Genomic DNA, 14610 nt, shown 5'->3' with positions numbered 1-14610 from the left:
CAACAGTAGCTTCACAGATGCCACGGAATCACTATCGGTTCGCTGGGAATGCGCCCTGTGAAAAATCGCTCAGCCAGGTCGGCTAGCGGGCGCGGAACGATCTCTTCCCGCGTTTCCCTTAGTTCCGTGAGCGTCCACCACCGGGCGTCAAAGAGCTGCTGAAGCTCCCAGTCGGTGTGTCCACTGCGATCAATCTCATGCTGTTCGACCCGATGGAAGAAGTAAGTGTCCAAGTAATGCCCGGCGGCGAGCCCCGGAACTTCGGCGAAACCCTCGCTGTAGGCGACCATCGGCCCCAGCGCTGCCGGGTCTACCGTGACCCCCGTCTCCTCGAACAACTCGCGGGCGGCAGCGACGTGCAGCTCCTCGCCCTCTTCGACACCACCGCCGGGCGTGAACCACAGCGATCCTTGACCGTGGTCGTGAACGTTCTTGTGCGCCTTGAACAGCAGCACGCGCTGCTGGCCGTCAGCCAGAATCACCCTGGCTGACGTTCGGACATGCCCCGTGTTCATCATTACGGCGCTGGGTGTGCGGTGACCGTGGACACGAAGAACGCCGGGTCGTCCAGCCACGGCATGTGCCCGGCATCAGGCTGGGTCACGACGGTGGCGTTGGGGAAACGCTTTGCCATCAAGACGGCTTCGGCTGGCCGTGGCGCGGGGTCGACCTCGCCGGTGTAGATGAGCACCGGCGCGGTTACCTGTGCCAGACCCGCGTAAACAGCGTCGAGGTCTGGTTCGAAGGCGAAGTTCTTGATGGCCTCAGGAGTGCGCTTCTCGGTTTCGTCAGCGGCCGCGTGCGCCGCTTTCTCCGGCGTCCACGGGCGGCCGTAGAAGAACATGTCCTGGCGGCGCATCACTTCTGGCGAAGCGCTGCCCTGGCCCGCGATGCGTTCGTTGATGGCAGCCAAGGCATCCTCGAACCACGGCTCGTCGCTACGCAACTTGATGGCCTCTCCCATCAAGCTGTCGATCACGCAACCCATGACGCGCTGGCCACCATTAAGCAGCACAAGGGAAGAGAGCCGCTGCGGATGCGTTGCCGCGTAAAGCACGGCGATCTGAGCTCCGCCGGAGTGACCGAGCAGGTTCATCTGCTCCAGCCCAAGATGCTGACGCAGGGCTTCGACGTCGAGAGCGAGCCGGTCAACGCGGTAACTGTCCACATCGGACGCGTCAGCGGACCGCCCGCTGCCACGGTTGTCCAGCAGCACCAAAGTGCGGTGAGCCGACAGCCCGCCCAAGTCTCCAAGGTAGACACTGTCGCGGGCCGGGCCGCCGGGAAGACACACCAGCACCGGACCCGAGCCCACGACACGGTAAGAGAGCACGGTGGAGTCGTAAGAGGGGAAGGAGGGCATGCGCGACAGCCTACACCGCTTCGAACCTGACCTGGCGTTTCACGGTGTCGGCGGTCGTCAATCGTGCGTCTATCCGCGTACCAGCGACGAGTTTTCCATCGCAACGCGCGCGGACCACGGGGTCGGTGATGGCGATGGTGCCCAACGGCTTTTTGTCATCGGCCTCGATCACGACGGCCGGGAACACTTCGCCGACGCGATCGGAGAGCACGGTGGATTCGACGAGGTCGACCGCTCCGCGTTCGGCGGCTGAAGCCAGCCGGTCCGTTGACGACATGACGTCAGGCAGTTTCGGCAACGCCTCGGCGGCCCACTCGGGAACGGACCGTCCTTCGAAAAGCGCCAGGCAAGTCTCGGTGACGTAGCGATCGGCCAAGCGCCGCAACGGTGCGGTCACGTGCGCGTAGGCCGCGGCGACCGCGCTGTGCTCTGGATCGGCGGGAATCTCACCGTTGAACGCGGTGTAACCGGCGCCGCGCATCAACTCGGCTGACTCGTCAATGAACGCGGCTGACTTTGGCTCGCCTGGGTCGATGGACGCGAGCACTTGCCCGATCGTCGCGCCCGCGGGCCACGGGACACCAAGCCCTGTCGCGGCTTTGCGCAACATGTCGACGGCGGTCGGCGGCGCGGCGGGCATCGTGCGCAGCATGCCGATGCGCCCCGCGAGCATGATTTGCGCCGCGGCGCAGCCGGTGAGCAGCGAGATTTGCGCGTTCCAGTCTTCTGACGGTGTCAGCGGTTTGAGCACGAGCCGCCAGCCGTCGCCGTCGCGCTCAATCTCCTGATCGGGCATCGGCAGATTCACCGCACCCCGGTCGAGACCGCGTGCGATCAGCAGTTTGCCAATCTCGGGCAGCAAGCTAATGGGTTCGGCGAGCGTGCCCTTGTCAGCATCGGCCTGAACGCCCGCGTAATTGAGCTTCGCCCGGCTGCGCACCCGCGCCCGCTCAAGCCGCGTCGCCTCAACGGAACCGTCAGCGGCGAGGTCGATCGTCCACACCATCGCGGCACGCTCAGTATCGGGGAGCAGGCTGGCCGCACCTTCGCTGAGCACCTGCGGATGCAAAGGCACTTTGCCGTCAGGCAGGTAGATGGTCTGACCACGCACCCAGGTCTCGGCCTCAAGGGGGCTGCCCGGCGTGACATAGGCGGCGACGTCGGCGATGGCGTAGTGCACGCGATATCCGGTGCCGCGGCGCAACAGGCAGACGGCCTGATCCAAATCCATGGAGGTGGGTGGGTCGATCGTGACGAAGGCAAGCTCAGTCAGATCGGTGGCGGGCAGCTTGACCTGCTTGGCGGCCTGCTCCGCTTGCGCCTGCGCCGCGAGCGGAAACTGCTCAGGCAGCTCCAGCTCGCGGCGCAGGGCGGCGAAATCTATCGACTTGGCATGGATGACGCGGTGTGCAAGACGTTGAGCCACGCCACCCTTCATACCACCTAGCGGGCCATTGCCTTCTTGGCTGGGGCACGCTTGGCTGTCGTCTTTCTTGCGGTCGTCTTCTTGGCCGCCGTGGTCCGCTTAGCGGTGGTCCGCTTGGCCGTCGCTTTCTTTGCGGGAGCGGTCTTTTTCGCCGTGGTCTTCTTGGCTGCCGGACGCGTCGAAGCTTTCTTCACTGCCTTCTTAGCGGTGGTCTTCTTCGCCGTCGCCTTCTTGGCGGCTGTCTTCTTCACGGCCTTAGTGACGGCCTTTTTCGCGGTTGTCTTCTTGGCCGCCGTCGTCTTCTTGGCGGTGGCTTTCTTCGCCGTCGTCTTCTTCGCAGCCGTCTTCTTGGCAGCGGTCGTCTTCTTCGCCGTCACCCGCTTGGCGGTGGTCTTCTTCGCGGGAGCGGTCTTCTTCGCCGTGGTCTTCTTGGCTGCGGGACGCGTCGAAGCCTTCTTGGCGACCGTCTTCTTAGCTGCCGCCTTCTTCGCAGTTGTCTTCTTCGCGGTCGTCTTCTTCGCGGCAACCGTCTTCTTCACAGCCCGCTTGGCTGTGGTCTTCTTGGCAGCGGCCTTGGCTACGGCCATCGCACGTTCCTCCTTCGGATACGTCCGGCCGGTCACCTTTTCCGGCTGGACCGTGGAACATCCACTTAGATACTCCAGACATCACTGTGCACGCTAAATAGCCTAAATGCAGCTTATTCGGCAAAAAAATCCAAATTTGTGGCTGAGTCGTCCTCAAGGGACTGTCGCGAAGAACCTACATCTTTTACGTCCACTATGGACAACTCTGGCGGAAAAGGATTGCCTGCCAACGGCTTCTGCCAAGATGGAAACGTGCTGTTCGCCGACCTCGCCGCCACTTCGGCCGCCGTCACCGCAACCTCGGGGCGCAAGGCAAAAATTTCGCTGCTCGCCGGTTCGTTGCGCCAATTGGGGGAACGAGGCGACCCAAACGAGATCCAAGCCGGCGCGGCGTACCTCAGTGGAGAGATGAGACAGCGCCAAATCGGCGTAGGTTACGCGGGGCTGCGCGATTTGCCCGCACCAGCCGCGACCGCGACGCTCGCCGTTCCTGAAGTGGACACGGCCTTTTCGGCCATCGGCGCGGTAGCCGGTGTTGGCTCCCAAGCGAAACGCAAAGCGCTCGTGCACGACTTGTTTGGCCGCGCGACCGCTGCCGAACAACAGTTCCTCATTGGCATCATCGGCGGCGAATTGCGGCAGGGCGCGCAAGCGGGACTGCTCGCTGACGCGATCGCCGAAGCCGCGCATGTTCCGTCCACAGCGGTGCGCCGTGCGCTGTTGCTCAGCGGTGACCTCAAAAAAGTCGCGGCTGCCGCGCTGATGGGAGGCGAAGCGGCGCTTGGGGAATTCGCGCTGACGATCGGCCGCCCCATCGCACCAATGCTCGCGCAGTCCGCACCGGACGTTGCCGCCGCGCTCGACGCGACCGGTGTTCCCGCCGCGGTTGACGCCAAACTCGATGGCGTACGCATACAGGTGCATCGCGACGGTGACGACATCGCCGTGTTCAGCCGCAGCCTCGACGACCTCACCGCGCGTATGCCGGAAATCGTGACCGCCGTGCGGGAGTTGCCGATCCGGCGACTCGTGCTCGACGGCGAAGCACTAGCGCTGGACGCGACGGGACGCCCACTGTTGTTTCAGGAGACAGCGAGCAGAGCGTCAAGGCGTGCCGCGGGTGCGCTGCGGCCGTACTTCTTCGACCTGCTGCACGTTGACGGGACAGATCTCGTTGACGAACCAGGATCGGCTCGCTGGGCCGCACTGGACGCGCACTTGCCATCGGAAATGCGCGTGCGGCGCACGATGGTCGAGGACGGTGCCGACGCCGCCGAGGCCTATAACGCCGCCCTGGCCGCAGGACAGGAAGGCGTGGTGGTCAAGGCCGCGTCAGCCGCTTACGACGTCGGGCGCCGTGGCTCAGCGTGGGTCAAGGTGAAGCCGCGCCACACACTGGATCTCGTCATCCTCGCGGCGGAATGGGGACACGGCCGCCGTCAGGGCTGGCTTTCCAACCTGCATTTAGGCGCTCGCGGCAAAGACGGATTCGTCATGCTGGGCAAGACGTTCAAGGGCCTCACCGATAAAATGCTCAGCTGGCAAACAGAAAAGCTGCTTTCGCTGGCCTCAGAGCGCGGAGACTGGGTCGTCAAGGTCCGGCCCGAACTCGTGGTAGAGATTGCCTTTGACGGCGTCCAGCGCAGCACGAGATACCCCGGCGGGGTCACGTTGCGATTCGCCCGCGTGCTGCGCTATCGCGAAGACAAGCGCGCGAACGAAGCCGACACGATAGAGACGGTGCAGGCACTGCTCGGCTAACGTTGCGGTCGTGATCGCGCTGCACCGGTTCAAAGAGGGCTTCGACGCGCCCCAGTGGACGAGCCCGCAACTGAGCGCTGACTTCGCCGCTACCGAACTCATCGCGTCGTGGACAGCCTCCACTCCGGGTGCCAGCTATATCCGTGCGCAAGTGCGTGGCACCACCGTGTCCGGGGCCCTGACGAAATGGTTCAGCCTCGGCGAGTGGGCCGCCACCGATGAGCACTTCACGCGCACGTCGGTGCCAGGGCAAGGCGACGAGCACGGCACCGTCAACGCCGACACGTTCCGCGCGCAGCCGGGGCATGCCCTGGCCAGCTGGCAATTGCGCATCACGTGCGTGGGCGGGGCGGTGCTGCACTCGGCGCATCTCATGGCTTCGGCACTGCCGGGGCGGCTCGCGGCATCCGAGCCGTTGGGCTCGGGGCGGGCTTTATCAGTACCGTCGTTTGCTCAGCGGTTGCATCGTGGCCTTTACCCGCAGTGGGATGGTGGCGGGCAATCGTGGTGCAGCCCCACGTCCACGTCGATGATCCTCGCCTACTGGGGCACGGGACCCAAGCCTGTCGATTACGCCTGGGTTGATCCGTCCTATGTGGACCCTTGGGTCATCCACGCGGCCCGCAGCACCTACGACACCGCCTACGGTGGTTGCGGCAACTGGCCGTTCAACACCGCTTACGCCGGCACCTTCGGCTTGGAAGCTTTCGTCACGCGGCTGCGTTCCCTCAACGAAGCCGCTCTGTTCATCGAGGCGGGCATTCCACTCATCGCGTCAGCGACGTATCAAGCGGGACAGGTGCCCGGGTTGAACTACGGGACGAATGGCCACCTGATGGTGCTTTCCGGCTTCACTGACGAGGGCGATCCGATCCTGCACGACCCCGCCTCGGACAGCAACGCTGAGGTGTGTAAACCGGTCGGCCGCCGCGAGTGGGAATCAGCGTGGCTGAACACCTCGGGCGGCGTCGTCTACGTCATTCACCCGGCGTCGCACCCGCTTCCGCCGTCGCCGGGGAACTGGTGACATAGGGACAGTGCCGGCACCCGTTGGTGCAGCAGTAGCCACGCTCGGCCAAGTAGCCCGCCGTGAGCACGAAAAGTCCCGTGTCCGGGTCGGCATAGCCGAGGTCGCCGCCCTCGAGCGCCTTCGCGTGAGCGGCCAGAATCTCTGACCGTCGCGGGTGGTCTGGCGAAAGCCGTTGCGCGTGCGGATCGTTCAGCCCGCGCGACTCATCCAAGGTGTGCGATGTCATTGACGGTCCGTACGGCGATAGCGTCGTCGGGGTAATAGTCCACAATGGACATCCCGGCCGGATCAAGGAAGAGCCGGTGCAGGATCGCGTCAGTCGCGCCCAGCGCGTCGCGCAGAATCAGTTTGATGGGCGAAACGTGGGACACGATCGCGACGGTCTGCCCCGGGTGCGCCTTCCTGATCCGGGCGACGGCTTCACTGACTCGCTTGGCGACTTGATGAAACGATTCGCCACCGGGAGGAGCCGCCGACGCGGAGGCGAGCCAGCGGTTGAGTTCCTTGCCGTAGTCAGCGCGCACCTGAGTAAAGGTCAAGCCTTCCCACACACCGAAGTCGCACTCGATGAGGTCGGCGTCGGGATAGACGGGAAGTCCTGTCAGCTCCGCCGTTTCCAGGCACCGGCTCAGCGGCGAGGAGTAGACCGCGGCGGGATCGAGCGCGGCCACGCGCCGGGCGACCGCTTCGGCCTGCACTCTGCCCACTTCGGACAGTGGCACGTCGCCCCGGCCCGAGTAACGCTTCTCGGCGGTCATCGCGGTGGAGCCATGGCGCACCAAGATGAGCCGCGTGGCCGCCATCGTTCGCGGCTCCCACGTGCCCAGCGGTGCTTGTTGCGGCGCCGACTCGGCGGGCAGCCCGTCCATGGCGCGGTTGGCGATCGCGTCGGCGTGCTGGTTCTTCTCGCGCGGAATCCAGTGGTAGCCAACGGTTCCGATCTGCTTGCTCAGCGCGGCCGCTTTCGCCGCGAGCGGCCGCAAGCCGGGATGCTTGATCTGCCAGCGGCCCGACATCTGCTCGATGACGAGCTTGGAATCCATGTAGACATCGGCCGCCGTGGCCCCTAGCTCGGCCGCGGCTTCCAGCCCGGCGACGAGACCTGAGTATTCAGCGATGTTGTTCGTGGCGATGCCGATCGCTTCGCCCCGCTCAGCGAGCACGGCTCCGGTCTCGGCATCGCGAACCACGGCACCGTAGCCGGCGGGGCCAGGGTTTCCCCGGGCTCCGCCGTCGGCCTCGATCACGACTCTCACAAGCCAGACTCCGAAGTGCGCACCATGATGCGACGGCACTCTTCGCACCGCAGGACCTCGTCGGCCGGTGCGGCTTTCACCCGCGCCCGGTCGGCACCATAAAGCTCAAGACGGCAACCGCCGCACTGTCCATGCCGGACCAACGCCGCTCCGAGGCCGCCAGAGTCGGCCCGGATTTTGTCGTAGAGCGTCACCAAGTCCGCTGGGAGGTCGGCAACAAGCGGCTTGCGCGCGCTGGCCTTCCATTCCTCCTCTTTGGACAGTTCGCCAAGCGCGGCGTCCCGCTTGGCCTCGGTGCCCTCGCGCCGCTCGCGCGCCGAGGCGATCTTCTCGTCTACCGCGTCGAGGGCGGCCTGTGCCGTCTCGCGCTTTTCCATCAACTCCAGCTCGGCGTCTTCAAGCTCTGCCTGACGCCGTTTCAGGGAGACCATCTCGTGCTCAAGGGCGGTCAGCTCACGCGCCGGGAGCCTGCCGTCAGTCAGCCGGTCCTGATCACGCTGGGCGCGCTGACGTACTGATTCGACCTCTTTTTCCAGTTTGCTGATGTCGCGATCGAGGTCATCGACCTCAACCTCAGCGCGGGCGCGCTCGTCTTCAAGGGCGCTGATCACCTTGGTGAGCCCCGCCACCTCAGCAAACTCGGGCAGGTTCTTCTTGCGGTGTGCGAGCTGCTGCAGCGCCGTGTCGATCGCTTGCACGTCGAGCAAGCGCTGCTGGTCTTTCGGGTCTGCCCTCATAGTCCACGATTATGCCCGCAACCCGGTGACGCCTTCCGCGGCGAGCAGGCCATTACGGCCGGCCACGCAACTGAGCCGTCCAGGGATCGGTGCTCAGGCCCGACACGATCGCTTCGAGGCCGGTTTCCTTAGCCAGCCAGCCCGCGACTTCGGTGAGCCAGGGCTGCTCGGTGGCCCAGTGACCGGCGTCGACCAGGGCTGGGCCGCCCAACGCGAGATGTTCGCTGACCTGGTGGTGCTTAAGATCACCAGTCACGTAGACATCGACTTTGAGCTCGCGCGCCTGGGGCAGGAAATCGCCTCCGGAACCACCGCACACGGCGACCAGGGTGATCCTTTTCGCGAGGTCACCCGCGACGCGTACCCCCACGTCTCCTGCATTGAGGACACGGGCCGCGAGTTGCGCGAATTCCCGCAGAGGCAAAACCATGGGCAACCGGCCGACGCGGCCATGACCCCGCCCGTCGGCGGTGGGCAGCAACGGCATCCGCCCCACGATGCCCAGAGCGTCAGCAAGCGCGTCACTCACGCCCGGACTGGCCACATCGGCGTTGGTGTGCGCGGTGTAGAGGGCGATGCCGTGCGCGATCAAGTCGTGAATCATCCGGCCCTGCGGCGTGGTGGCAGCGATCGAGGAGACCTTCTCAAACAGCAGCGGGTGATGCGCCAGGATCAAGTCAGCCCGCATCTCGATGGCCTCGGCCACGGTCTCGGGCGTCACGTCCACAACACAAAGAACACGGCGGATGTCCTGGGCCGGCTTTCCGGTCACTAAGCCAACCCGGTCCCACGGCTCGGCCCACTCCAGGGGATAGCGCGCTTCCAGGCCAGCGATCAGTTGCTGGAGTTGCACATCCGCTCCAGTTCGTCGAGGCTCAGCTGCCACGGGAACGTCTCGCGGACATTCTCCGCTTCGCCGGGCGGCTGTAGCTTGACTACCTCGTCACCATAGAGCACATTCACCCCCCAGCTTCTGAGTCTGGCGATGTTGTCATTGAAGAGCGGATGCCGCGCGATGAGGTGGTTGGTGTAAGGAATCGCCACGATCGGCTTGCCCAGCCCGTAGGCCTCATTGAGCAGTCCTAAAGGGAGGGTGTCGGTGATTCCGGCCGCCCACTTATTGATGGTGTTCACGGTGGCGGGCGCGACGATGAACCCATCCGCCGGCGGCAGCAGATCGGGCTCGCCGGGATTCTTGTAGAAAGACCGCACCGGGAAGCCTGACTGCTCCGCGAGCGCGTATAGGTCGAGGAACTTGCGGCCATCCGGAGTGGGCACCACGCATGCGGTGTGCCCACGTTCCTGCACTAAAGAAACCAGTCGCCCGACATCGCGGGCGACTGGAGAACCACAGCAAATCAAATAGACGATCAAACTCCGACGCCCATCTGCTCGGCCAAATCCGCGATCGCGATTGGCGGGCTTCCCTTTGTCCGGCGCAGGATGTCTCCCATGACTTCATGCGCTATGGGACGGCAGCGTACCTCGGCTGGCGCGAGCTGATCACACTCGAGCAACATCTCCCCCGCCTTGCCCACATCACCGACCTGGGCGAACGCGCGTGACATGTCTATATAGTGGTGCGCCCGCCGTTCGGGCATGAGCCCACGGAAGGACTCCGGGCTAATGGCGTCGTTAATGGCGACAGCGACCCCTCCGTCGCCCAGCTCGACCGCCGCTGCTGCCCGGTGCAGCAACACATTCGTGGGACCGAAGTTGGTCCAGTAGTGGTTGAGGTCCTTGCCCAGTCCTTGTGCCGCGTCATCGGCGGCGGCGAGCAGATCCTCCATCGTGGCACTGTCGCCAATGCACGATGCCGCCATCGCCCCTTGCAACAGCAAGATGCCATAGACGGAGATCCGCTCAGGACTGCTCGGGTCCACCGCGTTCGGGCTCAGCCTGTTCGCGATGTTGACGTTGACTTCCAATGCGGACCGGTGACGCCCTAGTGCGCGAAGGGCGTTCGCCACGCGCATGGTCGCGACGCCAGCTAACAGCTGATCGCCCGCGCGCTGACTAACGGCGATGCTTCTGTCAGCCGCGAGCCAGCCCAAGTCGAGTTCACCTAGGCGCCGCATGGCACTGGACGTGATTTGGTAAACCTGACCGAGCAGGTGCGCCGCGTCGACCGCGTGATCCGTGCCGGCGTAAGCGGCGTCGGCCGCCTGTGCCTCACGCAGCAGCTTGGGCAACGCCCGGGTCAGCACTCCCCACTTCGCGTGAAGGAGGGTTTGCCAGGCGTGCGCCGTCGCCTTCTGCATTTCCGCGATGGGCGGCGGCTCAGGCGGTGCGTAGAAAAAGGCGCTGATCTGGTCGTATCGCTCTAAAGCGGACCGTATTTCGGTGACCTCAATCTGATCGATGCAGTTCATGCTGTCGGGACGTCGCTCCGGTTCGCGGCCGAGGAGCAGTTGAACGTCCACTTGCAACACTTCAGCGATCTCTGAGGTGACGGAGAACTTGTCGAGCCGGCGCACCCCGCGCTCAACCTTGTCTACCCAGCTCTTGGACTTGCCTAGCCGGTCAGCGAAGACCTGCTGGGACATTTTTCGCCGGTTGCGCCAGTAGGCGACCCGCCGGCCTATCGGCAGCTCGTCCATCTCCCGCCCTCCGATCGCACAGGTTGTGCGCTGTTTTTCAGTGAGGATGCGTACCTTCAAATGCAACTTGCAAGTTGGGTATTGCATATGGGCGATTGCGTTTACGGATCGTTGAAGCGGTCAACGAAACATGAAGGTGAAAGTAACGCGCGACCCATCGATGAAAGGGGATGAATTTCATGCTCTTGAGGATGAGGCTGCGCCGGGCTGCTAGCCGTTTCGCCAACCACGGATGGGCCGTCACCCCGGGCTCGTATTTCAATGGTTCCCGCATGGCTTGCGACCGCCCGACCTGCTGGGCGTCCAGTTGCCATCCTCTGCTGCCCGACCTGTCGTCCGGAGTGGACGAGGCGGACTGGTGGCGTGAACGTCCCCACTCGGTGCTGCTGCCAACCGGCCAGAACTTCGATGCGATCGAGGTTCCGGGGTTGCTCGGTTCAGCCGTCCGGGGGTCCATCGGCCCGGTGATAATTCTGCCAACCGACCGCTGGGTGTTCCTTGTGCAAGCTGGTTCCCCGTTGCGGGCCGAACTCGCCCACCGCACCGATATCGTGCTGCATGCCGCTGGCTCCTGGGTGCCAGCGCCGCCGACGGTGTTGCCCGAGGGCCAAGTGCGCTGGCATCTCACGCCCGCACAGGTCAAGTGGAACCTGCCCGAAGCCCCGTATGCACAGAAGGCGCTCCTCAGCGCTTTGGTGCACCTCGATGCGAGCTTTCTCGATCTCCCTTTGACGGTCCGCCGGCCGTCGACTGTCGCGCGTCCCTCCACAATGGAGGCCGCTTTACGTCGTGCCGGGTAACTAACCCGCTGCTCATCGCCAGTGGGGTTCGTTAGTCGGGGTGAAGGGAGCTCCGACATGATAGACAACGTAGAACTCCGCACACGCTGCGTCGAGTCCCAATTTGGGGTCATACGATCGTCTGAATACAAGTGGGCGGGCACCCGGCCAACGGGAGCCCGCCCAACAGGTTCTCGGCCAGGCGGCTCACCCCGCCCAGCTGGAACACGTCCGATCAGATAATAGTTGTCCATCCATAGATATCTTCGGCGCGGCCGTACTGGATGTCCACAAGCGACTGGCGCAGCGCTGACGTGACCGGACCGGTCTCGCCCGTCCCGAGGAGGAACTCCCCGTCATTGGCGCGGACCGTCCCAATCGGAGTGAGCACCGCCGCCGTCCCGCAGGCGAACGTCTCCACGATCTCGCCCGACTTCGCTCCCTCGCGCCACTCGTGTAGGGAAATTTGCCGCTGCTCGACAGTCCGTCCCTCGGCCTGGGCCAGCTTGATCACGGACTCCCGCGTGATGCCCGGAAGAATCGATCCGTTGAGTTCCGGCGTGATCAGCGATCCGTCCTTGCGGACGAAGAAGATGTTCATGCCACCGAGCTCGTCGATGTAGCTGCGGTGCACCGCGTCGAGGAACACGACCTGATCGCAGCCGTGCTCGGCGGCCTGAGCCTGAGCGATCAGTGAAGCGGCGTAGTTTCCGCCGCACTTGGCCGCGCCGGTGCCCCCGGGCGCCGCGCGCGTGTAGTCCTGCGAGACCCAGATGGACACGGGCTTGAGCCCACCGGAGAAGTAGGACCCCACCGGCGAGGCGATCAGGACATAGAGATATTCATGCGAAGGGCGGACACCCAGAAACACCTCATTGGCGTACTGGAAAGGGCGCAAGTAAAGACTGCCGCCCTCAGACGTCGGCACCCAGTCGCGATCCACATCGACAAGCTTCTCGATCGAGCTGAGGAACAGGTCTTCGGGCAGCGGAGCCATCGCCATGCGGCGGGCCGACTCGGCGAACCGTCTCGCGTTGGCGTCGGCCCGGAACAGGCCCGTCTTGCCGTCGGCCCGGTGGTAGGCCTTTAAGCCCTCGAAGATCTCCTGGCCATAGTGCAGCACCGCCGTCGCCGGGTCCATGGGGATCGGCGCACGTGCCTCGACGCGGGCGTCGTACCAGCCCTTGCCCTCGGCATAACGGATCGTCACCATGTGGTCGGTAAATACCCGGCCAAAACCTGGGTTGGCCAGCAGCGCTTCGCGCTCCGTGGCCGTTACCGGCTGCTCACTCCTGTGGATCTCAAAGTCGATCATGCCACCGCCGCTCATGCGCGCTGCCCTCCCGGGTATCTCATTGGCTGGGAAAAACTTACCCCTAAACCCGCCGAGGGTGTACTGCGCATGATTGCCCAGCCACCCCACGTGGCTGGGTCCACGGGGTTGACTAACTGACGAGTACGGCTACGCGATCGCCTACCTCAGCCGTGCGAACCGGGTCACCCGGGTTCCGGCTGGAAAGCTCGGTAGCGACAGCCTCACGCACCTTGTGAGCGGCTTCAGGCTGGTTGAGGTGGTCAAGGCACAGGGCGACCGACAGGATCGCCGCGATGGGGTCAGCCTTGCCCTGGCCCGCGATGTCCGGCGCGGAACCGTGCACCGGCTCGAACATCGACGGGAAGTCACCGCTCGGGTTGATGCATCCGCTGGCCGCCAGGCCAATGCCACCGGTCACCGCGGCCGCGATGTCGGTCAGGATGTCGCCGAACAGGTTGTCCGTCACGATCACGTCGTAGCGCTGCGGGTTGGTCACCATGAACATCGCCGCCGCGTCGACATGCTGGTATTCGGTCGCGACATCGGCGAACTCGGCGGCCACCTCGGTGAAGGTGCGTGCCCAGAGCCCACCGGCGTGCGTCAGCACGTTGGTCTTGTGGACCATCGTGACCTTGCGGCGCTCTCTTTGCCGTGCTCGCGCGAAGGCGTCGCGGATGACCCGCTCCACGCCATAACGCGTGTTGAGGCTCTCCTCGGTCGCGATCTCAGCGGCCGTGCCCTTGTGCAGGCTGCCGCCGGCGCCGGTGTAGAGCCCTTCAGTGCCCTCACGCACGACCACGAAGTCGATCTCGCCCGGCTTCACGTTGGCCAGCGGGCCACTGGTTCCGGGCCACAGCCGCGAGGGGCGCAGGTTGACGTATTGGTCGAAGTCGAATCTTAGTTTCAGCAGGAGGCCGCGCTCGAGCACGCCCGGCGGGACGCTCGGGTCGCCCACCGCGCCGAGCAGAATCGCGTCGTGCCTCGCGAGTTCATCGCGCACAGAATCGGGAAGGATTTCACCCGTGCGGTTGTAGCGGGCCGCCCCAAGATCGTAGTGAGTCAGCTCAACACCCTCGGAAACCGCGTTAAGGACCTTCAAGCCCTCGGCCACGACTTCGGTGCCGATTCCGTCTCCGCCAACCACCGCGATACTTGTCACGCGGACAACCTTAAGCGGCCGTCTTAGTAAGCGGTAAGTTTGGCCCACATAGTGGACACGCTTACGGCTGGCGATTGTCCCCGACCAGGCGACCTGACCGGATTAACGGGCGTTTGGGCAGCGCCGCCATGGACTTCACGGTGTCGACGTGCGAGGGATTCGGGCGTACGAAAAGCGTGACCGTCACGGCGGGAGCGAACCCGCTGCGCGTCATCAATGTCGCGCTGGCCGTATTGGAACCCTCAACGTCGGTCACGACACGGCTCGCCCCAGCGCTGAAAAGCCCATCGCAGCAGACATCCACGAGGCGGCGCGCGATCCCCTTGCCCTGATGATCCGGGTCAACCGCGATCCACTCCAGATAGGCCCAGTCGTCGCGCAGCTCGAACTCCATCGAGCCGAGCACGAATCCGACGACCGTGCCCTCGGAAAGCGCGACCCAGCAAGAACTGTCGCGTGTGTCCAGATGTTCGGCGATCGTCGTCAGCGACCACGACGTGTACGGCTTGGCGGTGACGTCAAAAACCCGGTAGCCGAGATCAAGCACCTGCCTGAGGTGCTCGAACCCTAACGGGGTGATCTCGATGCTCACCATGT

16 protein-coding genes are annotated in these 14610 nt (G+C 64.6%); 3 read left to right on the top strand and 13 right to left on the bottom strand.

Going from position 1 to position 14610, the window contains the following annotated elements; genetic code table 11:
• Positions 1-11 precede the first annotated feature (11 nt).
• Genes A3E1_RS0123895 through A3E1_RS46310 form a run of 4 tightly spaced genes read right to left on the bottom strand, consistent with a single transcriptional unit; the run spans position 12 to position 3376 of the window.
• Positions 12-515 (bottom strand): NUDIX domain-containing protein, encoded by a 504-nt coding sequence (locus A3E1_RS0123895; RefSeq protein ID WP_040391598.1) that lies wholly within the window; start codon positions 513-515, stop codon positions 12-14.
• A 2-nt stretch (positions 516-517) separates the two neighbouring features.
• Entirely contained in the window at positions 518-1363 is an 846-nt protein-coding gene (locus A3E1_RS0123890) for an alpha/beta fold hydrolase (RefSeq protein ID WP_020523311.1), read from the bottom strand.
• 10 nt (positions 1364-1373) lie between these two features.
• A complete protein-coding gene (locus A3E1_RS0123885; protein WP_020523310.1) occupies positions 1374-2801 on the bottom strand; it encodes an RNB domain-containing ribonuclease in 1428 nt (475 codons plus the stop codon).
• 5 nt (positions 2802-2806) lie between these two features.
• Positions 2807-3376 carry a histone H1-like repetitive region-containing protein gene (locus A3E1_RS46310; protein ID WP_083929613.1) on the bottom strand — a complete coding sequence of 190 codons (570 nt, stop codon included), beginning with the start codon at positions 3374-3376 and terminating at the stop codon, positions 2807-2809.
• Positions 3377-3628: 252 nt separating this feature from the next.
• Here A3E1_RS46310 and A3E1_RS0123875 point away from each other — a divergent pair, with 252 nt between their 5' ends.
• Positions 3629-5137, top strand: coding sequence for an ATP-dependent DNA ligase (locus tag A3E1_RS0123875; RefSeq protein ID WP_026208774.1), 1509 nt, complete (start codon positions 3629-3631; stop codon positions 5135-5137).
• Between the two features lie 10 nt (positions 5138-5147).
• Positions 5148-6164, top strand: coding sequence for a C39 family peptidase (locus tag A3E1_RS0123870; protein ID WP_020523307.1), 1017 nt, complete (start codon positions 5148-5150; stop codon positions 6162-6164).
• On the opposite strand, the gene A3E1_RS0123865 is transcribed toward A3E1_RS0123870, so the two are convergent.
• From A3E1_RS0123865 to A3E1_RS0123840, 6 genes are read right to left on the bottom strand one after another with little or no spacing between them, the layout of a single operon-like run.
• Complete coding sequence (locus A3E1_RS0123865) at positions 6115-6393, bottom strand: DUF5522 domain-containing protein (RefSeq protein ID WP_026208773.1); 279 nt, start codon at positions 6391-6393, stop codon at positions 6115-6117. The two genes, A3E1_RS0123870 and A3E1_RS0123865, sit on opposite strands and share 50 nt — an antisense overlap.
• On the bottom strand, positions 6371-7423 hold the full coding sequence (locus A3E1_RS0123860; protein ID WP_020523306.1) for a bifunctional RNase H/acid phosphatase: 1053 nt from the start codon (positions 7421-7423) through the stop codon (positions 6371-6373). The genes A3E1_RS0123865 and A3E1_RS0123860 overlap by 23 nt, the downstream gene beginning before the upstream one ends.
• Complete coding sequence (locus tag A3E1_RS0123855; protein WP_020523305.1) at positions 7420-8160, bottom strand: zinc ribbon domain-containing protein; 741 nt, start codon at positions 8158-8160, stop codon at positions 7420-7422. Before A3E1_RS0123855 ends, A3E1_RS0123860 begins: the two co-directional genes overlap by 4 nt.
• 52 nt (positions 8161-8212) lie before the next feature.
• Positions 8213-8998 carry a Nif3-like dinuclear metal center hexameric protein gene (locus A3E1_RS0123850; RefSeq protein ID WP_026208772.1) on the bottom strand — a complete coding sequence of 262 codons (786 nt, stop codon included), beginning with the start codon at positions 8996-8998 and terminating at the stop codon, positions 8213-8215.
• On the bottom strand, positions 8995-9534 hold the full coding sequence (locus A3E1_RS41780; RefSeq protein ID WP_083929612.1) for a flavoprotein: 540 nt from the start codon (positions 9532-9534) through the stop codon (positions 8995-8997). Before A3E1_RS41780 ends, A3E1_RS0123850 begins: the two co-directional genes overlap by 4 nt.
• Positions 9531-10760, bottom strand: a complete 1230-nt coding sequence (locus tag A3E1_RS0123840; RefSeq protein ID WP_020523302.1) for a helix-turn-helix domain-containing protein — start codon at positions 10758-10760, stop codon at positions 9531-9533. Before A3E1_RS0123840 ends, A3E1_RS41780 begins: the two co-directional genes overlap by 4 nt.
• Positions 10761-10951: 191 nt before the next feature.
• Between A3E1_RS0123840 and A3E1_RS41775 the strand changes: the two genes are divergently transcribed.
• Positions 10952-11560 carry a bifunctional DNA primase/polymerase gene (locus tag A3E1_RS41775; RefSeq protein ID WP_157631709.1) on the top strand — a complete coding sequence of 203 codons (609 nt, stop codon included), beginning with the start codon at positions 10952-10954 and terminating at the stop codon, positions 11558-11560.
• 214 nt (positions 11561-11774) lie between these two features.
• On the opposite strand, the gene A3E1_RS0123830 is transcribed toward A3E1_RS41775, so the two are convergent.
• The 3 genes from A3E1_RS0123830 to A3E1_RS0123820 all read right to left on the bottom strand — a co-directional run bounded on the left by A3E1_RS0123830 (position 11775) and on the right by A3E1_RS0123820 (position 14608).
• Positions 11775-12869 carry a branched-chain amino acid aminotransferase gene (locus tag A3E1_RS0123830; protein ID WP_020523300.1) on the bottom strand — a complete coding sequence of 365 codons (1095 nt, stop codon included), beginning with the start codon at positions 12867-12869 and terminating at the stop codon, positions 11775-11777.
• 115 nt (positions 12870-12984) lie between these two features.
• Positions 12985-14013, bottom strand: a complete 1029-nt coding sequence (locus tag A3E1_RS0123825) for a 3-isopropylmalate dehydrogenase (RefSeq protein ID WP_020523299.1) — start codon at positions 14011-14013, stop codon at positions 12985-12987.
• Positions 14014-14074: 61 nt separating this feature from the next.
• Positions 14075-14608, bottom strand: a complete 534-nt coding sequence (locus A3E1_RS0123820) for a GNAT family N-acetyltransferase (RefSeq protein WP_020523298.1) — start codon at positions 14606-14608, stop codon at positions 14075-14077.
• Positions 14609-14610 lie beyond the last annotated feature (2 nt).

This window comes from Catelliglobosispora koreensis DSM 44566 (genome assembly GCF_000379685.1).
Classification (GTDB): domain Bacteria; phylum Actinomycetota; class Actinomycetes; order Mycobacteriales; family Micromonosporaceae; genus Catelliglobosispora; species Catelliglobosispora koreensis.
This window is presented reverse-complemented; position numbering and strand designations above follow the sequence as displayed.